Annotated in this window: 21 protein-coding genes; 11 read left to right on the plus strand and 10 right to left on the minus strand. The window is 39.7% G+C overall.

Annotated elements, in window-relative coordinates; genetic code table 11:
• Positions 1-9: 9 nt before the first annotated feature.
• Positions 10-1383, plus strand: coding sequence for an oxygen-independent coproporphyrinogen III oxidase (hemN, locus tag AC2IP4_RS00350; protein ID WP_375321513.1), 1374 nt, complete (start codon positions 10-12; stop codon positions 1381-1383).
• 458 nt (positions 1384-1841) lie between these two features.
• Here hemN and asnC read toward each other — a convergent pair whose 3' ends face one another.
• Positions 1842-2303, minus strand: coding sequence for a transcriptional regulator AsnC (gene asnC / locus AC2IP4_RS00355; protein WP_105056677.1), 462 nt, complete (start codon positions 2301-2303; stop codon positions 1842-1844).
• A gap of 152 nt (positions 2304-2455) precedes the next feature.
• Between asnC and AC2IP4_RS00360 the strand changes: the two genes are divergently transcribed.
• Positions 2456-3238, plus strand: coding sequence for a class I SAM-dependent methyltransferase (locus AC2IP4_RS00360; protein ID WP_486306882.1), 783 nt, complete (start codon positions 2456-2458; stop codon positions 3236-3238).
• Here AC2IP4_RS00360 and AC2IP4_RS00365 read toward each other — a convergent pair.
• Entirely contained in the window at positions 3235-3660 is a 426-nt protein-coding gene (locus tag AC2IP4_RS00365) for a universal stress protein (protein WP_486306883.1), read from the minus strand. The genes AC2IP4_RS00360 and AC2IP4_RS00365 overlap by 4 nt on opposite strands.
• 182 nt (positions 3661-3842) lie before the next feature.
• Here AC2IP4_RS00365 and ftnA point away from each other — a divergent pair, with 182 nt between their 5' ends.
• From ftnA to AC2IP4_RS00385, 4 genes are all read left to right on the plus strand, one after another.
• Positions 3843-4370, plus strand: a complete 528-nt coding sequence (gene ftnA / locus AC2IP4_RS00370; protein WP_060993393.1) for a non-heme ferritin — start codon at positions 3843-3845, stop codon at positions 4368-4370.
• Between the two features lie 103 nt (positions 4371-4473).
• A complete protein-coding gene (uspB, locus tag AC2IP4_RS00375) occupies positions 4474-4812 on the plus strand; it encodes a universal stress protein UspB (RefSeq protein ID WP_060993392.1) in 339 nt (112 codons plus the stop codon).
• Positions 4813-4862: 50 nt separating this feature from the next.
• The gene (locus AC2IP4_RS00380) at positions 4863-6047 is read left to right on the plus strand and encodes a BaiN/RdsA family NAD(P)/FAD-dependent oxidoreductase (protein WP_486310458.1); all 1185 of its coding nucleotides are present in this window, start codon (positions 4863-4865) and stop codon (positions 6045-6047) included.
• A 117-nt stretch (positions 6048-6164) separates the two neighbouring features.
• Entirely contained in the window at positions 6165-8651 is a 2487-nt protein-coding gene (locus tag AC2IP4_RS00385) for a bifunctional diguanylate cyclase/phosphodiesterase (RefSeq protein WP_486306884.1), read from the plus strand.
• 12 nt (positions 8652-8663) lie between these two features.
• On the opposite strand, the gene AC2IP4_RS00390 is transcribed toward AC2IP4_RS00385, so the two are convergent.
• Positions 8664-9284 (minus strand): tRNA-uridine aminocarboxypropyltransferase, encoded by a 621-nt coding sequence (locus AC2IP4_RS00390; RefSeq protein WP_375321518.1) that lies wholly within the window; start codon positions 9282-9284, stop codon positions 8664-8666.
• A gap of 2 nt (positions 9285-9286) precedes the next feature.
• The gene (locus AC2IP4_RS00395; protein WP_486310459.1) at positions 9287-10303 is read right to left on the minus strand and encodes a COG3650 family protein; all 1017 of its coding nucleotides are present in this window, start codon (positions 10301-10303) and stop codon (positions 9287-9289) included.
• Positions 10304-10449: 146 nt separating this feature from the next.
• Between AC2IP4_RS00395 and AC2IP4_RS00400 the strand changes: the two genes are divergently transcribed.
• Positions 10450-11085, plus strand: a complete 636-nt coding sequence (locus AC2IP4_RS00400) for a bifunctional 4-hydroxy-2-oxoglutarate aldolase/2-dehydro-3-deoxy-phosphogluconate aldolase (RefSeq protein WP_375321520.1) — start codon at positions 10450-10452, stop codon at positions 11083-11085.
• Positions 11086-11226: 141 nt separating this feature from the next.
• Here AC2IP4_RS00400 and add read toward each other — a convergent pair whose 3' ends face one another.
• From add to glnA, 6 genes are all read right to left on the minus strand, one after another.
• Positions 11227-12228 (minus strand): adenosine deaminase, encoded by a 1002-nt coding sequence (gene add / locus AC2IP4_RS00405; RefSeq protein WP_486310460.1) that lies wholly within the window; start codon positions 12226-12228, stop codon positions 11227-11229.
• Between the two features lie 134 nt (positions 12229-12362).
• A complete protein-coding gene (gene gepA / locus AC2IP4_RS00410; RefSeq protein WP_375321522.1) occupies positions 12363-14915 on the minus strand; it encodes a phosphodiesterase GepA in 2553 nt (850 codons plus the stop codon).
• Positions 14916-15127: 212 nt separating this feature from the next.
• A complete protein-coding gene (gene glnG / locus AC2IP4_RS00415; RefSeq protein ID WP_375321523.1) occupies positions 15128-16528 on the minus strand; it encodes a nitrogen regulation protein NR(I) in 1401 nt (466 codons plus the stop codon).
• Positions 16529-16601: 73 nt separating this feature from the next.
• Positions 16602-17645, minus strand: a complete 1044-nt coding sequence (gene glnL, locus AC2IP4_RS00420; RefSeq protein ID WP_375321524.1) for a nitrogen regulation protein NR(II) — start codon at positions 17643-17645, stop codon at positions 16602-16604.
• A gap of 121 nt (positions 17646-17766) precedes the next feature.
• A complete protein-coding gene (locus tag AC2IP4_RS00425) occupies positions 17767-18306 on the minus strand; it encodes a DUF4124 domain-containing protein (RefSeq protein ID WP_375321525.1) in 540 nt (179 codons plus the stop codon).
• A 370-nt stretch (positions 18307-18676) separates the two neighbouring features.
• The gene (glnA, locus tag AC2IP4_RS00430; protein ID WP_060993380.1) at positions 18677-20086 is read right to left on the minus strand and encodes a glutamate--ammonia ligase; all 1410 of its coding nucleotides are present in this window, start codon (positions 20084-20086) and stop codon (positions 18677-18679) included.
• A gap of 558 nt (positions 20087-20644) precedes the next feature.
• Between glnA and typA the strand changes: the two genes are divergently transcribed.
• The 4 genes from typA to AC2IP4_RS00450 all read left to right on the plus strand — a co-directional run bounded on the left by typA (position 20645) and on the right by AC2IP4_RS00450 (position 25400).
• The gene (gene typA / locus AC2IP4_RS00435; RefSeq protein ID WP_375321526.1) at positions 20645-22480 is read left to right on the plus strand and encodes a translational GTPase TypA; all 1836 of its coding nucleotides are present in this window, start codon (positions 20645-20647) and stop codon (positions 22478-22480) included.
• Between the two features lie 229 nt (positions 22481-22709).
• Positions 22710-23642 carry a virulence factor BrkB family protein gene (locus tag AC2IP4_RS00440; RefSeq protein WP_375321527.1) on the plus strand — a complete coding sequence of 311 codons (933 nt, stop codon included), beginning with the start codon at positions 22710-22712 and terminating at the stop codon, positions 23640-23642.
• A complete protein-coding gene (gene dtd / locus AC2IP4_RS00445; RefSeq protein ID WP_486310461.1) occupies positions 23614-24048 on the plus strand; it encodes a D-aminoacyl-tRNA deacylase in 435 nt (144 codons plus the stop codon). Before AC2IP4_RS00440 ends, dtd begins: the two co-directional genes overlap by 29 nt.
• A 452-nt stretch (positions 24049-24500) precedes the next feature.
• Positions 24501-25400: a bifunctional GNAT family N-acetyltransferase/hotdog fold thioesterase gene (locus tag AC2IP4_RS00450; protein ID WP_375321529.1), complete on the plus strand. Its 900-nt coding sequence runs from the start codon at positions 24501-24503 to the stop codon at positions 25398-25400.
• Positions 25401-25479: the final 79 nt, after the last annotated feature.

The raw sequence follows: 25479 nt of genomic DNA on the forward strand, positions 1-25479 counted from the left end.
AAGTAAGTCATGTCAAATCAACAAATCGTATGGGATCAAGAGATCATCGAGAAGTATAACTACTCTGGTCCACGTTACACCTCTTACCCAACGGCTTTAGAGTTTCACGAAGCCTATACTCCTGCTGAATTTGATATGGCGTGTACTCAGTACCCTGAGCGTCCACTGTCTCTTTATATTCATATCCCATTTTGTCATAAGTTATGTTACTTCTGTGGCTGTAATAAAGTGATTACTCGTCATCATCATAAAGCGGATATTTATTTAGATTCATTAGAACTTGAGATCCGCCAGCGTGCAGCTCTATTTACTGAACGTAAAGTAACGCAACTGCACTTTGGTGGTGGTACGCCTACCTTCTTAACTAAGGTGCAATTTACGCGTCTTATGAATTTATTACGTGGAGAGTTCACGTTTGAAGAAGGTGCAGAGATCAGTATTGAAGTTGATCCACGTGAAATTGAGCTAGATATGCTTGATCACCTGCGTGACGAAGGCTTCAATCGATTAAGTATTGGTGTGCAAGATTTCAATAAAGAAGTTCAGTTGTTGGTTAACCGTGACCAAGATGAAGATTTCATTATTTCGATGGTACAACGAGCAAAAGAGTTAGGCTTCCGCTCAACCAATCTTGATTTGATTTATGGCTTACCAAAGCAATCTGCAGAGTCTTTAGCATTAACGATTAAGCGCGTTCTAGAAATGGAACCGGGTCGTTTGTCTGTGTTTAACTATGCACACATGCCAACTCTGTTTGCTGCGCAGCGTAAAATTAAAGACGCTGATTTACCAGCACCCGCTGAAAAACTAGTGATGCTGCAAGAAACCATCGAGAACTTAACTGGTGCCGGTTATCAATTCATTGGTATGGATCACTTTGCACTTCCTGATGATGAACTTGCAATCGCACAACGCGAAGGCATTCTTCACCGTAATTTCCAAGGTTACACCACTCAAGGTGAGTGTGATTTATTAGGAATGGGCGTGTCAGCTATCTCAATGATTGGCGACAGCTACGCACAGAATAAGAAAGACTTAAAAGAATACTACGCTCAGGTTGATGAAAAACGTCATGCTCTGTGGCGCGGTGTTGCGCTTGATCAAGATGATTTAATCCGTCGTGAAGTGATTAAACAGCTTATCTGTAATTTCACTCTAGATACCACAGCAATTGAAGCTGAATTTAATTTAGACTTTGATAAATACTTTGCGGAAGATATTAAATTACTGCAAACGTTTATTAACGATGAATTAGTAACAATGCATGAAGGGCGTATTGATGTTGAATTACGCGGTCGTTTATTGATCCGTAATATCTGTATGTGTTTTGATAAGTACTTACGAGACCGTGCGCGTCAGCAGCAGTTTTCTAGAGTTATCTAAGAGCGGATAAAACGGGGAAGAGCGGTCCTATGGTCCTGTGAAAGCCTGATTTTTTGTCTAAAAATTTGAAGCCGTAGGTGTTGATGCATCTGCGGTTTTTTTGTTTTTAGAGCAAGGTTTCAGGATTTGTTATTTTTAGCCTTGGTGTTAGCAACCCCCTCTAACTCCCCCTTGCATTAGCTTGATCGATTTCAAGGATTCAGTGTTAAAGGGGGGGGAATCATCTTTGGCGCTGTAATTACAACGATCACAATACAATTCCTCCCCTTGGGCGAGAAACTAATGAGATTAGTAATGTTGATATAAGGGGAGGTTAGGAGGGGTTGGTAAGGAACAACTAGAAACTATGCTCAGTTCTAAATTTCAGGAAATAAGCTCAAGAGTTCGTTTTATACTGTAATTACAGCGATCACCCCTGAACCCTTTAAGGGAGCTTGCGACCGATCTGAACCCTGCTCTTAAGGTTTCACATTCCTACTGATCGGATTCTGCAACGAAATCAGCGTCTCTGTTGATTGCACTTCTTCAATCGCCTGTAGCTTGTCAATCAATACAAATTGAAGCTCTTGAATACTCTTACACATCAGTTTCACGAAGATATTGTAAGCGCCAGTCGTGTAGTACGCTTCGACCACTTCTTCTAAGGCATCTAATTTAGCGAGAGCTGAGTGATAATCACGAGCGGCGTATAAATTAATACCAATAAAACAACACACATCGTAACCTAAGGTTTTAGGATTCACGATAACTTCAGTGCCTTCGATGATTTTTGCCGATTTCATTTTTTCAATTCGTACATGGATAGTTGCAGGGCTAACGTCAAAGCGCTTAGCTAATTCAGCGTAAGGGGTTCGAGCGTCATTCATCAAGGCTTGTAGAATTGCTCGGTCAAGATCATCGATTTTACTAGTGTTGTTCATTAAGTGCTTTATCCCTGTACCTAAAAGTATCTAACTATTTAAACTACCCTAAGATAAAGCGTTCAGCGAGCACTTTATCTAGTCGTTTTTATTAATATCTATTACCATAGGCGCTTGCTGTTCCTAATTGATTGAGCCTGTTGGAGTACCCTGTGCAAATAGCGTTATTGTGTGAAGACCAAACCCGTAAACCTGAGTTAGAGGCGATTGCCGCTCGCTGGGGGTTAACGCATGACGAAGAGAATGTTTTTGCATTGGTATTAACCACAGAGCAGCTTGAGCTACGAAAAAGAGATGAATCTAAACTCGGTGCAATATTTGTAGATTTAGTTTCAGGTGCGGTTGGGCATCGCCGTAAATTTGGTGGTGGTAAAGGGCAGTCAATAGCAAAAGCAGTTGGATTGAATAAAGGGGCAACTCCGATTGTTCTCGATGGTACGGCTGGATTAGGCCGTGATGCGTTTGTATTAGCTTCTTTGGGTTGTAAAGTGCAAATGGTAGAGCGTCACCCTGTGGTTGCAGCTTTGCTTGATGATGGGTTAGCCCGTGCAAAACAAGACGCAGATATTGGGGTGTGGGTTTCTGAACGAATGTCTTTGTTGCATGCGTCGAGTCATGATGCTCTAGCTCAATTAATGGCTCAAGATGATTTTGTTCAGCCTGACGTGGTTTACCTTGACCCAATGTACCCGCACCCAGAAAACAAAAAGAAAAGCGCATTAGTAAAAAAAGAGATGCGAGTTTTTCAATCATTAGTAGGTGCAGATAATGATGCCGATGCATTGTTAGCGCCGGCATTATTAATGGCAACCAAACGTGTTGTTGTTAAACGACCTGATTACGCTGAATGGCTAGATAATCAAAAGCCATCAATGGCAATAGAAACGAAAAAGAACCGTTTCGACGTGTACGTAAATGCAGGTATGAAGTCTTAGTCTTTAAATGGCACAACCAATACATCAATTGGGCAGGTATTAATAACTTGTCTGGTTGATGATAATAACTTACTCCAGAAATCTTGGTGATGACCACACACGACAAGGTCGACATCAAGATTATCAATAGCCTCACATAATTCATTACTTAAATCGCCACTGCTGACCAATGTTTTATGAATAGGGTACTCAGCAAACTCAACCAAGTGCTTCATTGCTTCTTTCGAGGCTTCCATCGCTTGGTGCTGTGTTTCAGCAAGGTTGATATCAATTAAGCCGGTATATAGTTCTGCATAGCTCACATCAATGTGAATAAAAGAAACTTTAGCCTCTAGCGCTTTGGCTAAGTCCGCAGCTTTAGTGACCAATGATTTACTCTCTTCTGTTAAATCGACAGCGACAAGAATATGTTGGTAACTCATGATGTTTCTCCTATAAATCCAATATGGAATCTGTTCATAAACATAGATTAGCACCAGATCTATTCTTTTTTTGTCGTTTAGATCTCGTTCTGATTGATGATTATTGATTAATCAAGTCATGCGTGAGTTATGTTATAGTTGTATGAATTTTGAATGTAAATAGCTCATAAAGGAACCTGAATATGTTAGCTAAAACGATGGTCGATCATCTAAATGCACAAATTAACCTAGAATTTTTCTCATCTAACCTATACTTACAAATGAGTGCTTGGTGTGAAGATAAAGGATTTGATGGTGCTGCGTCATTTTTTAGAGCGCATGCAACAGAAGAAATGGAACACATGCAGCGTCTATTTACTTATGTAAGTGAGACGGGAGCAATGCCTATTTTAGGAGCGATTGAAGCACCACAATCAGAGTTTTCTGGTTTAGGTGATGTATTTCGTACCACGCTAGAGCATGAGCAAATGATCACACAAGAGATCAATAAACTGGCTCATGTAGCCTTTACTTCTCAAGATTACTCAACGTTTAATTTTCTTCAGTGGTATGTAGCAGAGCAGCATGAAGAAGAGAAATTATTCAAAGGTATTTTAGATAAAATTGACTTGGTAGGTGAAGACGGTAAAGCGTTATTCTTTATCGATAAAGATTTAGCGGTATTAGCAAAATCTGGCTCTACATCTATTATGGATAACACTGCTGGGTAAGTTTCCCCCCACATGTAGTAAGCGTGTAATATCTTCTATAGATACATAAGCGCATAGGGTCGTTACTTTCCTAAGCACACAGACAAGTATGTCGGAGGTGATTATGATAAGTGGCGACCTTATATTATTAGCATTATTTTCAGTAACGGGTATCAATATTATTCGTTATTTGAGCACATTAAAAACACTCCTTTTTGTGATGAAAGAAGCCCATCCAATGCTATACCAACAGGTGGATGGTCGAGGTTTCTTTACTACTCACGGTAATATCGGCAAGCAAACCAAACTATTTCAGTATCTCTGGCAAGAAGAGTATCTGGATCATTACGACACACTCTTTGTCTTCAAATGTGAAAAAGCACGTTATTTATTTATGCTCTCTAGTGCGTTGCTGCTCGTGAGTGTAGCGGTGTTTTTCTTAGTAATTAGTTTGGGCATCTAGCGCCGATAATAGTACACTCCCTGCCAATTGAATTTGTGGTTGAGAGTGACATGAAAAAAGTAGACGTAGTAGTTATCGGTGCCGGTGCTGCGGGATTAATTTGTGCAGCAGAAGCAGGTAAGAGAGGCCGCAGTGTATTGGTGGTTGATCATGCTAAAAAACCAGGCCGAAAAATTTTGATTTCAGGCGGTGGTCGCTGTAATTTTACTAACTACGATGTTACTGCTCATAACTACGTTTGTAAGAATGCGCATTTTGTAAAGTCTGCATTATCTCAATACACTAACTGGGATTTCATTTCATTGATTTCTAAGTACGGTATTGAATTTGAAGAACGCGATCATGGACAATTATTTTGCGCTGATTCAGCGAAAGAGATTGTCGATATGCTGCTTAAAGAATGTGAATTGGCGGGTGTTAATTACCGTTACCGTTGTGCTATCTCAGACATTACTAAGCAAGATTCTGGTTTTTCTCTAAAATTAGATAGCGATACTATCGAATGTGAGTCTCTTGTTGTTGCAACAGGAGGCTTATCTATGCCTAAACTTGGAGCTACTCCGTTTGGTTATCAATTAGCAGAGCAATTTGGTTTGGCTATGATACCGACAACGGCTGGTCTTGTTCCATTTACCCTTCATAAAGAAGATAAAGAGGCTTTTTCTGAGCTATCAGGGATAGCAATCCCTGTTGTTGTAGAATCAGAAAGTGGTGATTTTTTTAAAGAAAACTTACTCTTTACCCACCGTGGTTTATCTGGCCCATCTATTTTACAAATATCTTCATATTGGAACGCAGGTCAAAAAGTAATAATAGATCTATTACCTAATGACGACTTATCTGAAGAATTAGATAAGATGCGTGAAGTCCATCCAAATCAAAGTGTTAAAAACTCATTAGCTAAGCTTTTACCAAAAAGAGTCGTAGAAACGTTATTAAATAAGACGATTTTTCAAGAACGCTCTTTAAAGCAAGTTAATCATAAAGAGCAAGAATTATTATGTTCTTTAATTCATCAATGGAAAGTATTACCAAATGGTACTGAAGGGTATCGTACGGCCGAAGTCACTCTTGGCGGTGTCGATACAGATGAGTTGTCATCAAAAACAATGGAATCAAAAAAAGTATCTGGTTTATACTTCGTTGGAGAGGTGATGGACGTGAGTGGTTGGCTTGGTGGCTATAATTTCCAATGGGCATGGTCAAGTGGTTACGTTGCCGGGATCAATGTGTAAGCTTATCTAATTATTGTTAAGTTAATATTGACTGATTCTGGAAGTAGAGGTGCGTGCGTACCTATTTTTGTGCAGCGTATTAAACAGGTGTTTACAATAATAAGGGCTTAATTAACAATGCAAACTCTCTCGTTTAGTGTTCAAGGACTTAAACAACTTAAAGAGGAGTGTGATTCCCTATCTATAGAGCTGGGAACTGCGTGTTTAATTCAACTATTTTCTTCTCAACAACCAGAGATTGTTGATGAATATTATGCTTACCTACAGCATTTTTTCCCTAATTCTGAGGTGATTGGACTTAGCGTCATTCATTCAAGTATTGGTGCTTCTATTTTTACTGATTCAACCGTAATCAGTGTTTCTATTCTCAATGTATCTCAGCTTACTTCTGCTTCTGTCTTCCATTCTCAAGATGAAAACCGCGTCGGTCATCATCTATTAAAACGACTCTCTATTAGTGATGCAACAAAAGCGATCATTGCTTTTGGTTGTCATGGTTCAGCAAGTAATTACCCTCTTTTTGATGCCTTTTCTGAGCATGAGAATCAAGTACCAGTCTCTGGAGGTGTTGCTGCGGATACTGGAAAAGGAACGTGGGTATTTTTAAATGGTCAATTTTACCATGACCAAATTGTTGCCGTTGCATTGCATGGTGAGCAGTTACAAGCGTGGTCTGAGGCGTTTGTTGAATGGAACCCAATTGGTAAGCGCTTTCGCATTACTTCCTCAGAAGGTAACGTTGTAAAAACGATAGATAATATTTTAGCGTATGACTTTTACTGCAAGTATCTCTCAGATAAAAAATCGACGCAGCTAAGTCAAATCCAAGCCTTTCCTTTAATGCAAGAAGAAGATACTGCGCGTCACATTAATGCGGTTGAAGAAATAACAGAAGAGGGTTACCTTAAATTTGCTTCAGCTGTACCTGTCGGCAAAGAAGTGAGGTTATGCTATTACCATCCTTCTCTAACTCAAGAGCAAGTAAATCAAGGTGCTATGAGGCTCGCCCAAAAGCAGCCTGAGTCTATTTTCATTTATAATTGTGAATCTCGAATAGAAAGCAGCTCTGAGTCAACAGAACTACAAACTTTTTCTGATATTGGCCCTTGCCAAGGGATCTATGGTATGGGGGAGTTTTTCCGCTCTCATAAGCAATTAATTTTGCACCATAGCTTAACGTATTTGGCATTAAGAGAATCCGAATTAACAGCAATGGACTCTTTATATTCTCATTCACCGAGAGAGCATAATTTAACGCCGTTATTTTCATTAATAAAAAACTCAATTCAAGACGTTGATCAGATGACGCTTGCGATGGAGAAAAAGATTAGTGACCAATCCATGCGTTTAATGCATACCTATCGTACGGATCGACGTACGGGGTTATTCAATCGAATGGTTTTAAAAGAGCGTCTTGAAAGTATTACTCGAACTGATCATCTACTGTCTTTTAAGTTAACTAATTTAAGTCAAGTGAATGAAAAGTATGGTTATCAGGTTGGGGATAAATTACTGCAAGACGTCAGTCATTATTTAGTTACACATTTAGCCGATGCCGTTCATGCACCAATAGAGCTTTATAGTATTGGTATTGCTGAATGGGGGGCTGTATTTAACAGTGATATTAATAGTGAAGTACTTCGTAAATACATTACTGATTTTATAGAAGATATTGAGCACTTTAGCTTTGAGCCTTATGGGTTAGGTGATGTCGATTATCTCAGTGTTTCTATTTCTGGAGGCTTGATCAGTCGTCGAGACTTTATAAATACGACCGTAGAAGAATTGATTTTGAAGGCGGTAGAAGCTCGTCGAATTGCGATGCGCAGAAATCGTCATCTGTGCAATGCGCGTGATTTATTAAAAGAAGAGCGCTTACGCCAGAGTCAGCTAGATTGGTTAACAAGCGTCAATCGTGCAATCTCTCAGAAAGGCGTTTTGGTGTATGGGCAGCCAATTTTTAGTGCTGGTAGCCATGAGCTAGTTTCTACAGAGTGTTTAATGCGTATTTGTGAAAATGGACAGGTGTTTGCTCCGGGGCAGTTTTTACCTGCGGTTGAGGGAACTCATCTTTATACCCGTTTAAGCAGAGAAATGATCACTCGTACGTTTGAAATCATGCAATCGAATAATATGGATTTTTCAATCAACCTCTCTCCTCAAGACTTAATGAGTGACCGAACATTGGATTTGTTAGAATCATCTGTCATTCGTTTGGATAATCCTTTTCGAGTGGGGTTTGAAGTATTAGAAACAGAACAAATTCAGGATTATGACCGTATGATTGAGGTATGTAATCACTTTAAACGTTTAGGGGCTCGTATTATTGTTGATGATTTTGGTTCGGGCTACTCTAACGTTGATGAGATCATGAAATTGGAGCCTCAAGTGATTAAGCTTGATGGGTCGATCATTAAGAATGTACATCAAGATAAGCGTCAGCGTTTGATATCTCAGCAAATGGTACAGCTTTGTCATGCACTAGAAGCCAAAGTGGTGGCTGAATTTGTACATAACAAAGAAGTTTGTGACATTGTTGAAGACATGGGAGTTGATTACTTACAAGGGTACTTCTTAGGTGCACCTAAGTCGCTCATGTCATAACATAATAGAACGCTACTCTTCTGACTTTTTATGGGCATCGAGAAATTGATGCCCACTGCGTTCTGCTTGAAATACGGTTAGAAAGCGTTCGTAATAATGAGCAATCGCTTGAGCATGTTCAGGTTCTTTGACCATGTCTAATATTTCAATTCCTGCTTCGCAAGTACACAAATTACCTTCACTTTGATTTCGACGTAAATGATAACAAGAAGTTGTCGTTGCCTGTATTTCGAGGCAAGGTAAGTGTTTAAGCCAAGGGGTCTTATTGACCATTTTCTTCGCTTCTTGCCATGTAGCATCTAAAAAAATAAAAAGCTGTTTTTTGTTTGAAGAATGGCGAATTGGGTAATCGCCACTTAACGTAGAAACCTCATTTGGAAATAATAACCAAGTTTCAGTATCCTCCTGATTTATTTTTTTAATTAAAGTTTCAGGGTGTTCTTTTCTTTTCCATAAATAGCTTTTGGCATTAGGTAGGCTATTTAATAATAAACGGCCCGTATTGGTCAGTTTATTCATCTCGTTTTCGTGATAAAGCAAGGCAAATTCAATCTGTGAATTTAAGGTAGGTTGATGGTCGCAGATGCAATTATGTATAAAGCCACATCTTGAGCAAGGATCTTTTTTGTCCATTGTTATTTATTTAATTCCGTCGGTGTAGAGTAGAGAGTTAATCCTGATTGAATTGGAAAGGTAACGCCATTTACCGTTTCATTTTTGGTGGATAGTTTGTTTTCATCTTTTGAAAAGGTTCGTTCTGAAATCATATATTGACGCTGATGACGACTCATTAAAACATGGACTTTATCGTTATTGGTTGCTTGCCACACTCCAGTTTCAACGAGTTGCGGCTCATCGGTATTGTAATCATAGATCGTAATAGCTGAGTGATCGGCATTGAGTGTTAATCCAACAGTTAACCCTGAAACGCTTGATCCAGTGTAAGTATTGGCCCAGTTAAGTGTTGTGTCTTTAGCTGAAAGCGTAGCGCAACCTTGATATGTTTTATCATGAATGACCACTTCGGAATTCCATCCGTAAATTGATTCAACCATGTTGTCTTTACAGATCCCTTTAGTCATCGTTAATGAGAAATCATCACTTTGGTAGTGACGTTTGTTCACTGAAAATTCTTGGTCCGTGATTGACTGCTTCTGCTTTGATTTTCCTATTTCAGAGAAAACTAAAGAGCCATCAACTACTTGAATATTCCAAAACGGGTCATTACCAAACGCTTTGGTTGGTTGAATGCCCTTTTGACAAGAAGCCCCTTCACCAGCAACCAATGTGTTGATTTGAGAGACGACAAAACGAGCTGGGTAATCATTAGCAAATCCACCTTTAGGTGGTGCTTCAAAATGACCAATTAATTCGCCATACATCGCTTGGTAAGGGGTAGATTGGATATCATTACCTGCCTTCCATTGTTTTGGGGTTAGGTTTACCCAATATTGTTGGTCACTGCCACAAGGTTGAATACTTTGAGATTCATGCCCAATAATAACAGTGCCATGCAGTGTAAAAGTATGAGGGACTTTTGGTTCGTTTGCATTGCTATTTTTAGGTTCTGAGTGGGATGTCCCCGCCGAAAACTGTTGGCTACATCCAGCTAAAAATAATAAAGGAGCCAAAGCCAGTAGTGATTTTTTCATCCTATTTTCCTGCATGATTAACATAAAGATTAGTATGCCATATGACACTAAAAATAGATTGGAATTCACCTTTATCAGAGCTATTGATAATAAATTAGCGTAAAATAGTGGGGTTATTTAAATAAGCAAAGAGAGCTAAGAGCAATATGAGTTGGAACCTTTCGCCTTCAGACGTATTTAGCGCATCACCAGTTGTTCCAGTTATGGTTATTGAACAGCTTGAAGATGCGGTGCCAATGGCTCAAGCATTAGCCGCTGGTGGCATTAATGTATTTGAGATTACCCTACGAACTGCAGTTGCTTTAGAGGCGATAACCGCAATTCGTAAAGCTATGCCAAAAGCACTGGTTGGTGCTGGTACAGTGATCAGTACTCAACAATATGATCAAGCAGTTGAGGCTGGTGCTCAATTTATTATTTCACCAGGATTTACTCCAAGCTTATTAGCACATGCAAAAACCGCTGACACTCCATTGATTCCAGGGGTTGCAACACCATCAGAAGTAATTCGAGCTATCGAGCTTGGTTATGCGCACTTAAAATTTTTCCCTGCAAGTGCATTTGGTGGTCCATCAGTATTAAAAGCGATGGCAGCACCATTACCTCAAGTTCAATTTTGCCCAACCGGTGGCATTAATCCACAGAATGTTAATGATTATACTGCGTTAGATTGTGTTGCGACGGTGGGTGGCTCTTGGATGTTGCCAAAAGAAGCAATAGCTAATAAAGATTGGGCTCAAGTGACGAGACTTGCAAAAGAAGCGGTTGAATTGATTAAGTAAGTATTGAGAAGCTATGCGCTTCGCTAACTAGATACTATAAGAGTAAGGGAAGAAAGGTAGAATTCAGGGCTCAGGCTTCAGGAATTTCAGAAGCAAAAGCTCCTGAAACCTGCAAGCGTAGCGCCCTGAAACCTGTTTTAATTAGCGTTTTGCTGCAATATCACGCAATGCTTTTTTCTCTGCATCTGATAGGAAAGCCAGATCCAAACCATTAATTTGAATTTGACGAAGTTGTTCCTGAGTTAGGCCAACTTTTGGTGCCGAAACTTCGTATTCATGAGGCAGTTCAATGCCTTCTACCGCCGGGTCATCTGTATTTAAACAAACCTTAACACCGTGAGAAAGGAAGGTTTTGATTGGGTGAGATTCAAACGAAGCCACTGTACTTGTTTGGATGTTAGATGTTAAACATGATTCGATACCAATATTATTTTTAGCTAAGAATTCCATCAGTTTAGGGTCTTCAATGGCTTTCACACCGTGGCCGATTCGAACCGCCCCAAGCTCATTGATTGCTTGCCACATGCTTTCTGCGCCTGCCGCTTCGCCGGCATGAACAGTTACACGTAAATCGGCATCACGTACTTGTTTAAAGTGGCTAACAAAACGATCGCCAGGTTGACCGAGTTCATCACCAGCAAGGTCGATAGCAACCAGTTTGTTCTTTTGAGTTAATAGACCATCAAGTTCTTGCTGACAGGCATCTTGGCCGAAAGTACGGCTCATAATTCCGATTAAATTAGCTTTCACACCAAAATCACGACAACCCGCTTCAACACCATCAACAACAGCTTCAACAACACCTGCAATTGGCAGGTTATGTTTCATTGCCATGTAATATGGTGAAAAACGTAGCTCTGCGTAATCGATTTGTGCGTTCATAGCATCTTGTACATTTTCATAAGCAACACGTCGACAAGCGTCTAGATCGCCCAATACAGCAACACCCCAATCAAGTTTAGATAGGAAAGCCACTAAGCTAGGCTCTGCTTCAACGATCTGAACGTGTGGGCGTAGCGCTTCTAAGTCATAAGCGGGTAATGCAAGAGCAAATTTTTGGCCTAGATCTAAAATGGTTTCAATGCGAATGTTGCCATCAAGGTGACGGTGAAGATCCGTAAGAGGGAGTGTTTTAGTTATCATTATTGAACTATTCCTACAAAGAAGACGTGAATGCGTATAAATATTAAGAATAAGTATAGAGAGTCGTGATGGTTATGTCAGCAGTAAAACGAATGAAAACAGCGCAATCTTAGGGATTACGCTGCGATGTTTACTTATTCTGTTGGCCACTCAGTCAATGGTAATGGTCGACTATAAAGAAAGCCTTGGGCGTGGTTATAGTTTAATTTTGCTAATAGATCTGCTTGCTCTTGCGTTTCAATTCCTTCGGCGACAAGGGTAATATTAAATCCTTTTGTCATGTTATATACGGCTGCAGCAATGGAAGATTCAACATTTTCAGCAGTCAGATCTTTAATAAAGGTGCGGTCTACTTTTAATACATCAAAGGGTAGTTTATGGATGTAGGCTAATGAAGAATAACCAGTACCAAAATCATCAATGGCAATTTGTATTCCTAAATCACGAATTTTTTTCATGGTATTGGTAGTACTTGTATCGTGATTCACTAAGCGAGATTCTGTAATCTCAAGGGTTAAGTTTTGCGCTGGTATTTTAGTTTGTTGGAGTATGCTGTTTAACTCATCTAAGAAACCATCTTGGGTTAATTGGCAGACAGATAGGTTTACGTGCATATGGAAATCTTTCGGCCACAATCCTTTATTTATTCGCTCAACTGTATCCAAACAGGTCTGAGTTAATATTTGAGTGCCTATTGGAATGATCATACCGTTGTCTTCTGCTAGAGGGATGAAATCTAAAGGAGAAACTAAGCCTCTTCGTGGATTCATCCAACGGATAAGAGCTTCAGCGCCAATAATTCTCCCTGTTTTAAGATCAATAATGGGCTGATAAAAAGGCAGCATTTCGTTATTTTCTATTGCAGAAGCGAGCTCAGCTGTAATGTTCGCTTTGTACTGTGAAGCGATTGCCATTTCTGGGGCGTAAAGAGAGGTATCTAAATTATTTTTCTTTGCTTGGCTTAAAGCAATGCTGGCATTTCTTAGCCATAGAGTCATGGCATCGCAATTTAAATTATCGTAGACAAGCCCAATTGATATCGAAATTAATGTAGGGTTTGCGCTGATATGAAAAGGCGTCATGAAGCAAGCGTGCACATCGAGCGCATGTTGTTGTAATTGATCAGTGCTATTTAAATTGGAAAAGAATAATCCAAACTCATCCCCACCAACACGAGCAATCGCTATGTTTGATGTATGGAAGCTAGCTTTTAGGCGCTCAGTAATGCGTTGTAGTAACTGGTCACCCTCTAAGATACCTAAACTGTCATTGATGTCCCTAAAGTTGTCTATCCCAATTAATAATAAGCCTTGCTCGTATTCTTTTTGTTCACTAAGCATGGTACGACTATGTTCGATAAGACCTTGCCTGCTGAGTACTTGAGTTAGAGGATCAAAGAGTATTTGTTGGCGCATGGTTTCAAACGAAGATTGCAATTTATGGGTCATGTCATTGAAGGCATTCATTAACAAGGTGGTTTCATAAATACTGCCTTTGGCTTCAACGTTATTATCCCAATTCCCTTTGGCGATATTTCTGGCTGCATTAGCCGCTGTAAAGATCGGTTGAGTGACTTGAGTAATCGTGTAGATACCAACAAGCAACCCAGCGAAGGCGAGTAATATACCAAAGAGTAATCCTTTACGTTGCTCTTGTTGTAGGTTGCCGAGTAAATCACTTTCGACAATAGATGTGATAATGTACCAGTTGATGCCGTGATTATCGTTATATGGTGTAATTTGACTAAAGTAGCGTTCACCCTTGTAAGAAAAATAAAAAAAGTTAGCTATTTCCTTGTTTAATAATTGGTGTTTTTGGATATATTCAGCGCTTTTTTGTATTGCGATATCGGAGCTTTCTGTTGCTAATAATCGTGCACCATAAGGGCTTTGCTTTGTTCCTGAAGAAATGACGCTATCAATATTAGAGTGGGCAATAAGACGTTGTTGGTTATCGATAAGGTAAATTGAACCTTTTGTGTCTTTTATTTTTTTTTGGAGAAAGTCATTAAAAGCGTCTAATTTTATATCTGCAGCGAAAACACCGACAAAATTTTTCTTATAAAAGACAGGGTGCATCGTAGAGATGGTTATTTCTTTAAGCTCGTCAGCATTGGTATAAATTTGAGACCACCTTAAAGTTAAGGAATTAACAACAGGTGTGTACCATGGTCGTTGGCGGGGGTCGTAATTAGGTATAATTGAGCGAATATCGTTAGATACTTGATTACCATGATAAATAATCAGATCGTCATCCGTTCTTTCATCCTGAAGCATGAGTGAGAGGCCGTTATCACTGTTTCGACGAAAACCAATGTACTCTTTTTGCTCTCCACCAAATGAAAGTACATCCATTTGTTTTAAATCGGTATATACCTCACGCAAGCTGTGTCTTAAGTAGTCTTGAATATTTTCAGTATTATTTGGTTGATACATTTGATAACGCTGGATTTGATCAACCATATTTTGAACCGCGACATAGGGTGCTTTTAAGAAAACATTAAGGTCGGCGTGAGTATTTTGGGTGTAAGAGGTGAGTATTTTTTGGCTTACATTATCAATCAGTTTTTCATAACTTTTATTTTGGGTGTAAAAAACCACGCTGAGCGTTAACAGTAACACCGTAATGAAGGGGAGCATTACGGCGGTTCTTAAAGAAAACTGTTTTTTTGTGGTTAAATTATTCATAACGCTTTTGTTTACACCATCCAATTTTGTTTATTGCGAACGATTAATTCTATGCAAAGATAGTTATATCTACTTACATCGCTTTCTATCTACATAAGTATAAGTAAGTTATCGACGACAATAAAGAAAACTTCAGTGGAGTTATCGCGTTATATGAGCGTTTCCTTCTTTATTAGTTATAGTGGTTTGATTAACTTATTGTTTAAAAAGTACTATTCAATTTCTTTTAATTTTCTGGTTAAGGTGTTTCTTCCCCAACCAAGCAGTTTCGCTGCATCTTGTTTATGCCCGTGAGTATGATGAAGGGCTTTTTCTAATAAAATACGTTCCACGTTAGGAATTACTTTATTTAAAATATCGACCTCTCCTTGAGCGAGTTGCTCTTCTACCCATTCACTTAATTGGGCTTGCCAATCTGATGTACCTTGTTCGGATGCGGTGATGGTTGTGAATAGTTCTAGTGGTAAGTCAGAGGCAAGCACCTCTTGGCTGCTTGCCATTACGGTTAACCAGCGGCAGGTGTTTTCTAGTTGTCTTATGTTGCCTGGCCATGCGCATTCGCTGAGTTTACTACTCGCTTCTTTGCTGAGTGTTTTGCATTCAATCCCTAGCTCTTTAGAGGCTAAATGTAAGAAATGTTCTGTTAATTTTGTTATATCTTCACGACGTTCACGTAGGGCAGGAATGTGTACCCGAATAACGTTTAATCGGTGGTATAGATCTTCTCGAAACCCCCCATCAGAAACCAACTTTTCTAAATTTTGGTGTGTTGCTGCGATGATCCGCACGTCAACTTGAATTGGTGAATGCCCGCCAACACGGTAGAACTGCCCGTCAGCAAGCACGCGAAGCAATCTTGTTTGAATATCTAATGGCATGTCGCCAATTTCATCTAAAAATAAGGTGCCACCATTTGCTTGCTCAAATCGACCTTTACGAACCGAATTTGCACCAGTAAATGCGCCTTTCTCATGGCCAAATAGTTCCGATTCAATTAAATCTTTTGGGATAGCTGCCATATTAAGGGCGATAAATTCACTACTTGCTCTAGGGCTGTGACGATGAAGCGCGTGGGCAACTAATTCTTTACCGGTGCCTGATTCCCCATTAATTAGTACTGAAATGGAAGAGCGAGATAACCGACCAATGGCACGAAAAACCTCTTGCATTGCAGGTGCTTCGCCAATAATTTCAGGAACATGATGCTCTTTATTTGGTTTATTAGTACTTTGTTTTTTTTGCTCTTGGCTATGAGCGAGCGCGCGTTCAACCAGAGTGAGTGCTTCATCAATATCAAATGGTTTTGGTAAGTATTCAAAAGCGCCTTTTTGATAAGCGCTGACAGCAGCATCGAGATCAGAGTGAGCCGTCATGATGATTACGGGTAATTCGGGGTAGTTTTCTTGAACATGATTCAAGAGAGATAAACCATCCATTCCCGGCATTCTGATGTCAGAAATGATCACATCAGGAACATTACGTTCTAATGCTTGGATAACACTTTCAGCATCGCCAAAACTTTCACACATCATATTGGTGCTTGTTAATGTTTTTTCTAATACCCAGCGAATAGAGCTGTCGTCGTCAACAACCCAAATAAATCCTTTGCTCATAAATTCTTCTCCGCGGTGTTTTTCAAGATAGTTGTCACTTATAAATTTATCTTTATTGTGGTGGTTATTTTTATTATTTAAGTGGTAGGTAAACTGTAAATGCTGTTTTTCCTGGCCAACTGGTGACATCAATTTTACCGTTGTGTTGGTCGATTAAGTTTTGTGAAATCGATAGTCCAAGACCTGTACCTCCTTCACGCGCACTGACCATGGGGTAAAAGAGGGTGTCTTGGATATGATTTGGAATACCTGGACCGTTGTCGATGATCTCTATTTTGACTGCAAGTCGATGGCGTTGACCATGAATATTAGTTTGATAGTCAGTACGAGTTCGTAGCGTAATACTACCATCGGGTTGATCTTTTAATACCTCAGCTGCGTTACTGATGATATTTAATAGTGCTTGTTCTATTTGCTCTGCATCCATATCAAAGTCGGGCAAGCTAGGGTCATAATCTCGAATAATACGAACCTGATAGCTTGAATTTAATTCAATTAATTGACGTACTTTTTCGATAATTGCGTGTAGGTTTTCAGGCTTTTTTTGCCCCAACTTTTGCGGACCCAGCAAGCGATCAACGAGATTACGTAATCGGTCGGCCTGCTCGATTATTATTTGGGTATATTCATGTAAATCAGGGTTTGGTAGCATTCGCTCTAGTAATTGAGCCGCGCCACGTAAACCGCCTAATGGGTTCTTTATTTCATGCGCTAAGCTACGTACCAATACTTTGGCTGCTTGTTGCTGGGCGTGTTGATTAATTTCCTGAGATAAACGACGTTGTTGTTCTATTTGGCGAATTTCGACCAAAAGATACAATGATTTCTTTATTTCAATAGGGCTTGAAGTGACTTCTATGTATAAGGGACAGTTGTTAACGATCATGCAAACATCGCTATCAGTAACACTTTGCCCTGTATCTAAAGGCAGTATTAACGTCGATAGATCAAACTTAGTGTGCTGAAAAAGATCATCAAAAACATGAGCGGCCATTCGCTGGGCGCTTTGTGAAAAGAGTTGTTCAGCAGCAGGGTTGGCATAATGAATATTACGTTGGTCATCAAGCAGCAAAATAGCAGTGACTTGGTTATCCAGTAGTTGCGTTGAAAAATCCATAATCGAGCCACATCCTTGTCATCACATTTGAATGCACCATTCTAGTGCATTGTTACCTTTCTTAAAAGGCAGTGACTCTCCAAATTACGTGAATTTATACGCTCTTATTCACTATATGTACTTATAGTTTGGATGGTCGATGCAAGTGCACAGTCAGTATCTTTGATGATGCAATTCTCTTGCCGTCTTTTTGTGCGATAACGGTAATGATGTGAGTACCTCTTTCTATATTTGTAAGCTTCCATTCTTTAGAAGTCTGAGGTAAACCATAAGGTGAGCCATCGAGAATTAATTGAAGTTTTTCACCGACAACAAGTTTACGAGTAAGGTCTGTTAGTACCATTATATGGCCTCGTGAACTGCGAATAGTTTCTTCTTGAGAAAGGTTAGTTATAGAAATATCTAATGGAGCTAGTGGTTCTTTAGATTTACTTTTTGCTTTTTTAGAGGTGTTTTTTTTCGATGCAGAAGGTGTTGGAATATTTTCAATTTCATTGGGTTCTGACGAAAATGAGAGTTGTTTTGATTTTACACTGCTAGGAGGTGGAGTATCACTGAAATGCCTAACGCCTTTACTGTCTTCCCACGTATATACGGCATCCGCCATTGCTGGAAGAGAGAAAAGACTAAAAAATAAAAGAATTATGTAGGTATGAAGCATAGTTCCACCATTGATGATGGTTATTATTTGATTTCAAAACGGCTTTATATATGAAATCTCGTTTAGGTTATGTAATACATTAATTATCTGCTCATTATTACTGGTTAAATAACTCAATAGCTATGTTAAAAATTATTGTAGAATAACTACTTATAAGCATTTTTGTCTTACTCTTAAGTGATTTTTCTGCGTAATAAATAGATCATCTAATTAGTTACATTGGTATAATTCAATACAATAAAACGTCAGTTATTTATTGTATGAATAAGAGTTAGTGTTGCGCGTAAACGAGGTTTTGCCAATATAAAAAAGGCCCGCTTGTGAAGCGAGCCTAAAAACATTGATTTGATTTCAATTTGTTACGTCAGAATTAAACTGAGTAATACATTTCAAACTCAAGTGGATGAACTGCAGTGTTGATAGCAGCAACATCTTGAGCTTTAAGGTTGATGTAAGAATCAATGAAGTCATTAGAGAATACGCCACCAGCCGTTAAGAATTCACGATCTGAATCTAGAGCTTGTAATGCGATATCTAGAGACTCTGCAACTTTTGGAATTTCAGCCGCTTCTTCCGCAGGAAGGTCATATAGATCTTTATCCATTGCTTCGCCTGGATTGATCTTGTTCTTAATGCCGTCAAGACCAGCCATTAGCATTGCAGAATAGCTTAAGTATGGGTTAGCTGCTGGGTCACCAAAACGAACTTCGATACGACGTGCTTTCGGACTTGGTACCACAGGGATACGGATAGAAGCTGAACGGTTACGTGCAGAGTATGCAAGCATAACAGGTGCTTCAAAGCCAGGGACAAGACGCTTGTATGAGTTCGTTGTTGGGTTAGCAAATGCATTGATTGCACGAGCGTGTTTAATGATGCCACCAATGAAGAAGATAGCCATTTCAGATAGGCCGCCGTACTTATCGCCAGCAAATAAGTTTTGTCCATCTTTGTTCAATGACATATGAACGTGCATGCCTGAACCGTTGTCACCAACAAGAGGTTTTGGCATGAAAGTCGCTGTTTTACCGTAAGCGTGGGCTACGTTATGAACAACATACTTATAGATTTGAGTTTCATCAGCCTTGTTTGTTAGCGTATTGAAGCGTGTTGCGATCTCATTTTGACCCGCAGTTGCTACTTCATGGTGGTGCGCTTCAACAACAAGGCCCATTTCTTCCATGATTAAACACATAGCTGAGCGGATATCTTGAGATGAATCAACAGGAGCTACTGGAAAGTAACCGCCTTTAACGCCAGGACGATGGCCTTTGTTGCCGCCTTCGTATTCCGTACCTGAGTTCCATGCTGCTTCAATATCATCAATCTTAAAGAAAGAACCTGACATATCAGTATTGAAACGAACGTCATCAAATAGGAAGAATTCTGGCTCAGGACCAACTAAAACGGTATCAGCGAGACCTGTTGAACGCAGGTAATCTTCTGAACGTTTTGCGATTGAGCGAGGATCACGATCGTAACCTTGCATTGTTGTTGGCTCAAGGATGTCACAGCGAACATTTAATGTTGGATCAGCAGTGAATGGGTCAAGAACTGCACTTGCTGCATCCGGCATCATTACCATGTCAGATTCATTAATGCCTTTCCAGCCTGCAACTGAAGAACCGTCAAACATTTTGCCGTCTTCGAAGAAGTCTGCATCAACTTGATGAGAAGGAATTGAGATGTGTTGCTCTTTACCTTTTGTATCGGTAAAGCGTAAATCAATAAATTTTACTTCGTTCTCTTGAATTAGAGCTAATACGTTTTCTACTGACATGTAGGATAACCTCCGGTGTTATAATATAAATATTGGCCAGCTAAGCTGTTATTTACTATATAGCTAGAACTGTGCCAAAAGTAATAATCCTTTAATATTAATGACTTATATTTAGTTCTTCTGTGGTGGGTTTTATTTTTGCACCAATCTTATCTCTGTTTGCACTGTTTTGGTGCAGCTTTGAACTGAGATAAATAAAAAATAAATAGTCATTAATTTACTTCTAACCGCTATTCAGCAGTGAAATCGTATATTTGTCAATCTAATTCCCTTGTAAAATGCATGCTAAATTAAATATAATTTAATTAACTGTATGATATAAAAGAAATTTTATTTTTTGTTTCAAAAAATAAAGTGAAGAAAAAAATCGAATAAATTATGACTTAATTGTTCTTTTTTTCGTCGTTTTTGTGGGCTCTATTAAATTAATTGAAAAAAAATTGTGTCTTCAATCACATATTTCGTGGGTTTTGCTCTAAAATCTGTTAAATTATTGACCGTTTTTAAACCAAAGTAGCGCCAATGGTGGCTCTACACGCTCTGAGTGAATTTGAATCCATGTCTACTCCACAGATTGATAAACTAAGAAATATCGCAATTATTGCGCACGTTGACCACGGTAAAACAACGTTGGTTGATAAGCTATTACAACAATCAGGCACACTAGAATCATCTCGTGGTGAGACTGAAGAACGCGTAATGGACTCGAACGACATCGAGAAAGAGCGTGGTATTACGATCCTTGCTAAAAATACAGCAATTAACTGGAACGATTACCGCATCAACATCGTAGATACTCCTGGACACGCCGATTTCGGTGGTGAAGTTGAGCGTATCATGTCTATGGTTGATTCAGTTCTTCTTATCGTAGATGCCGTTGACGGCCCAATGCCTCAAACGCGTTTCGTTACACAAAAAGCATTCTCACACGGCCTTAAGCCAATCGTTGTTATCAACAAGATTGACCGTCCTGGTGCTCGTCCTGATTGGGTTATGGATCAAATCTTTGACCTATTCGACAACCTAGGCGCAACAGATGAGCAACTAGACTTCACAGTTGTATACGCTTCAGCTCTAAACGGCTGGGCGACAATGGAAGAAGGCGAAGTTGGCGAAAACATGGAACCATTGTTCCAAGCAGTAGTTGATAACGTAGATGCTCCAAACGTAGACATCGACGGTTCTCTACAAATGCAAGTTTCTCAACTTGATTACAACTCTTATGTTGGTGTTATCGGTGTTTGTCGTGTTACTCGTGGTTCTGTAAGAGCAAACCAACAAGTAACTATCATCGGCGCTGATGGTAAGCAACGTAATGGTAAAGTAGGTACAGTTCTTGGTTACCTAGGTCTTGACCGTCACGAAGTTGAAGTTGCAAATGCTGGTGACATCATTGCAATCACAGGTCTTGGTGAGCTGAAAATTTCAGACACAATCTGTGACGTAAACAACGTTGAAGCGATGAAGCCACTGTCTGTTGACGAACCAACAGTTACAATGACTTTCCAAGTAAACAACTCTCCTTTCGCTGGTAAAGAAGGTAAGTTCGTTACTTCACGTAACATCCTTGAGCGTCTAGAAAAAGAACTAGTTCACAACGTAGCATTACGTGTTGAACAAGCGTCAGATCCAGATAAATTCCGCGTATCAGGCCGTGGTGAACTTCACCTATCTATCCTGATCGAAAACATGCGTCGTGAAGGTTTCGAGCTAGCAGTATCTCGTCCTGAAGTTATCATCAAAAATGATGAAAACGGTAACCTAACAGAACCGTTTGAAACAGTAACTATCGATGTTATGGAAGAGCACCAAGGTGCAATCATGGAAAGCATTGGTATCCGTAAGGGTGAGCTAACAGATATGGCTCCAGATGGTAAAGGCCGTGTTCGCATGGACTTCATGATGCCTTCTCGTGGTCTTATCGGTTTCCAAACTGAATTCCTAACAATGACGTCTGGTTCTGGTCTAATCTACCACTCATTTGATCACTACGGTCCACACAAAGGCGGCGAAATCGGCCAACGTGCTAACGGCGTATTAATCTCGAACGGTATGGGTAAAGCAGTAACTTACTCTCTATTCAACCTTCAAGAGCGTGGTCGTCTATTTGCTGAGCACGGTGACGAAGTATACGAAGGTCAAATCATCGGTATTCATAACCGTGCTAACGATCTGACTATCAACTGTCTACGCGGTAAACAACTGACTAACGTACGTGCATCTGGTACAGATGAAGCACAAACGCTTTCTCCTGCTATCAAGTACACACTTGAGCAAGCTTTAGAATTCATCGATGATGATGAGCTAGTAGAAGTAACACCAGCAAGCATCCGTATCCGTAAGCGTCATCTTACAGAGAACGATCGTAAGCGTGCTGGTCGTGCACCTAAATAATTATTGATTTAGAGATTTAGCTTTCGTTAAATCACAAATCGAATAAAATTTAAAATCCCTTTGTAGGCAACTACGAAGGGATTTTTTTTATCTGCTATGATAATACCAACCCAAATAAGTTGGTGACCATTCTTGCTTGTTCTAATCTATTTTTTCTACGCAATTATCTGGACACACACTTACTTGAATTGGTATATGTAAAAGCTGATATTTTTTTAAGAGTAAATCGATGGAAGAGAAATTTAAACATACGCTAAGGATTAGCTGGTCATACTTTTTATTTTTAAAGCAGCGAATCCTTCATGACAGGCTGACCGTTAGTGCTGGTTATATGGCTTACATTACGTTGCTATCATTAGTACCTTTGATTACCGTATTACTTTCTGTGCTTTCTCAATTTCCTATATTTTCAGGGGCGGGAGAAACGGTTCAAGCATTTGTGATTCAAAACTTTGTACCGGCAGCCAGTGATGCTGTTGAAGGGAGTTTAAAAGAATTCATTTCCAATACAGGAAAAATGACAGCAGTAGGCTCTGGATTCTTATTTGTTGCCTCTGTGATGCTGATATCAGCAATTGATCGTAGCCTGAATTACATTTGGCGAGTGAAGAAAAAGCGTCGTCCAATGTACTCCTTTTCTCTTTATTGGATGATTCTAACTTTAGGTCCGCTATTGGTTGGGGCAAGTATTGCAGCGACTTCGTATGTAACCTCTCTAAATATAATGGAAGATGAAATCGTCTCGAGTTTTTATCGGACTTTATTAGGATGGTTGCCTATTATATTGTCATTCTCAGCTTTTGTTGGGTTGTATTTATTGGTACCAAATAAAAAAATACAAATTAGGCATGCACTTATCGGGGCTATGTCTGCAGGTTGTTTATTTGAGATCAGTAAAGTGGGTTTTGCTCAATATATTACGCAATTTCCTTCTTATCAGGTGATTTACGGTGCGCTAGCTGCGGTACCTATTTTATTTGTTTGGGTTTATTTGTGTTGGATTATTGTTTTGATCGGTGCAGAGATCACCGCCAGTTTAGGTGAATTTGATGAATGGTTAGCGGGTAAAGTTAGCTCCAATGTATTGGAATCCGATATTAAAGCATTAACACAACAGCAAGGATTTATAGAAAGTGATAGCACTGATCCAGAGAGTAAGTGAAGCCGCAGTAAAAGTTGATGGCGAGATCACCGGTGAAATTAATCAAGGTTTATTAATTTTATTAGGTGTTGAAAAAGAAGATGATGAAGCAAAAGCTAAGCGTCTAATGGAAAGAGTATTAACTTACCGAATCTTTGAAGATCAAGACGGTAAGATGAACTTAAATGTGCAACAAGTCAGTGGTAGTGTACTTGTAGTTTCACAATTTACCTTACCGGCAGATACTAAAAAAGGCACGCGCCCAGGTTTTTCTAAAGGCGCACATCCTGCTGATGCAGAGCGCTTGTATGATTATTTTTCAGATCTCTGTGAAGAGAAATTAAATACGCAAAGAGGGCGATTTGCCGCGGACATGAAGGTATCGTTAGTGAATGATGGACCAGTGACGTTCTGGTTGCAGATTTAAAAGTAGGGGCGAGATTCTAGGACGCTTCGCTGACGAAACTAGAGACTATAAGAGCGAGAGTGTTGATGTGGTGAGTTTTTAGGTTTCAGGACGCTGCGCTTGCAGGTTTCAGAGGTGTTCGCTGAAATTACAGTGACAAAGAATGGTTCTCCCCCTTTATCACAATAGTTGTGAGATCGATATAGTGAATACAAGGGGGAGTTAGAGGGGGTTGGTAATGTGTTTTATATTATGCCGATAAATCAAACTACATCATTTACAACCCCTCCTAGCCTCCCCTTATATCGGCAGTTTCTACCAAGTTACATTGGTTAAAAAGGGGAGGAACAGTATTGCAAACGCTGAAATCACAACGATCCCCCCTGCTCTCTCAGTTCTTTCTCGAGGACGAAGTCCGTACTTGTATCTCGAAGCGTAGCGCCCTCGTCCCTAATCACAATAAAAGGATTTATATGTTTCGACTTATCACCCCAACCACAGAGGTTGAACTTAATGCCTACTACCATTTCCGTTGGCAAGTATTGCGTGAGCCTTGGCGCCAACCTGTGGGTTCAGAACGTGATGCGTATGATGAAATGAGTCAGCATCGAATGATTTTGGATGGTAGGGGTCAACCGATAGCAGTAGGGCGCTTATATTTAACTCCTGATAATGATGGTCAAATTCGCTATATGGCGGTTTCTTCTAATTATCGAGGGAAAGGTATAGGTGCACTGATAATGGTCGCTCTAGAGTCTTATGCGCGCCAAGAAGGAGCAAAGCGATTAGTATGTAATGCTCGTGAAGAAGCGATTCCGTTTTATGTGCGAAATGGGTTTGAAAGCCAAGGCGAGCTAAATGATGAGCGAGGTCCGATTCGTCATCAGCAAATGCTTAAGCAACTTGATCCTCTAGCAGATGTTTTACGCCGTCCAGATTGGTGTGCAGAACTACAAGAGCGTTGGGAAAGTGAAATTCCAATCAGTGATAAAATGGGCATTAAAATTACCCAATATACAGGTTATCGCTTTGAAGTTGGTGCAGTACTAAATGCCAATTTAAATCCTCACAACACCATGTTTGCAGGAAGTATTTTTACTATGGGGACGCTAACTGCATGGGGAATGGTATGGTTACTTTTGAAAGAACGGGGTTTAGATACGACGAGCATCATGTTAGTGGATAGTCATATTCGCTATCGACAACCGATCACTGAAAACCCAAAAGGCATTACGTCATTAAATTGCCTACAAGGGGATTTTGATCGCTTGAAATCAGGTAAACGAGCAAGAGTGAAAATAACTGTAGATTTGTGTAATGGGGATAAGCCTGCGGCCGAGTTTTCAGGAACGTTTATGTTGATGAGGGAGTAAGAGCAGGACGCTTCGCTTAAGGACGGACTTTGTCCTAAAGGTTTCAGGTTTCAGGAAGAGCTAAAAAAGAAGAGTTCAG

This window comes from Aliivibrio thorii, assembly GCF_057368585.1.

Bases quoted from the DNA above. Each gene is read 5' to 3' on its own strand.
- typA (WP_375321526.1), top strand. From the start codon at position 20,645: ATGTCTACTCCACAGATTGATAAACTAAGAAATATCGCAATTATTGCG.
- add (WP_486310460.1), bottom strand. From the start codon at position 12,228: ATGATAACTAAAACACTCCCTCTTACGGATCTTCACCGTCACCTTGAT.
- AC2IP4_RS00390 (WP_375321518.1), bottom strand. From the start codon at position 9,284: ATGGACAAAAAAGATCCTTGCTCAAGATGTGGCTTTATACATAATTGC.
- hemN (WP_375321513.1), top strand. From the start codon at position 10: ATGTCAAATCAACAAATCGTATGGGATCAAGAGATCATCGAGAAGTAT.
- gepA (WP_375321522.1), bottom strand. From the start codon at position 14,915: ATGAATAATTTAACCACAAAAAAACAGTTTTCTTTAAGAACCGCCGTA.
- glnL (WP_375321524.1), bottom strand. From the start codon at position 17,645: ATGGATTTTTCAACGCAACTACTGGATAACCAAGTCACTGCTATTTTG.
- asnC (WP_105056677.1), bottom strand. From the start codon at position 2,303: ATGAACAACACTAGTAAAATCGATGATCTTGACCGAGCAATTCTACAA.
- ftnA (WP_060993393.1), top strand. From the start codon at position 3,843: ATGTTAGCTAAAACGATGGTCGATCATCTAAATGCACAAATTAACCTA.
- AC2IP4_RS00440 (WP_375321527.1), top strand. From the start codon at position 22,710: ATGGAAGAGAAATTTAAACATACGCTAAGGATTAGCTGGTCATACTTT.
- AC2IP4_RS00395 (WP_486310459.1), bottom strand. From the start codon at position 10,303: ATGAAAAAATCACTACTGGCTTTGGCTCCTTTATTATTTTTAGCTGGA.
- AC2IP4_RS00425 (WP_375321525.1), bottom strand. From the start codon at position 18,306: ATGCTTCATACCTACATAATTCTTTTATTTTTTAGTCTTTTCTCTCTT.
- uspB (WP_060993392.1), top strand. From the start codon at position 4,474: ATGATAAGTGGCGACCTTATATTATTAGCATTATTTTCAGTAACGGGT.
- AC2IP4_RS00450 (WP_375321529.1), top strand. From the start codon at position 24,501: ATGTTTCGACTTATCACCCCAACCACAGAGGTTGAACTTAATGCCTAC.
- AC2IP4_RS00380 (WP_486310458.1), top strand. From the start codon at position 4,863: ATGAAAAAAGTAGACGTAGTAGTTATCGGTGCCGGTGCTGCGGGATTA.
- AC2IP4_RS00365 (WP_486306883.1), bottom strand. From the start codon at position 3,660: ATGAGTTACCAACATATTCTTGTCGCTGTCGATTTAACAGAAGAGAGT.
- AC2IP4_RS00385 (WP_486306884.1), top strand. From the start codon at position 6,165: ATGCAAACTCTCTCGTTTAGTGTTCAAGGACTTAAACAACTTAAAGAG.
- glnG (WP_375321523.1), bottom strand. From the start codon at position 16,528: ATGAGCAAAGGATTTATTTGGGTTGTTGACGACGACAGCTCTATTCGC.
- AC2IP4_RS00400 (WP_375321520.1), top strand. From the start codon at position 10,450: ATGAGTTGGAACCTTTCGCCTTCAGACGTATTTAGCGCATCACCAGTT.
- glnA (WP_060993380.1), bottom strand. From the start codon at position 20,086: ATGTCAGTAGAAAACGTATTAGCTCTAATTCAAGAGAACGAAGTAAAA.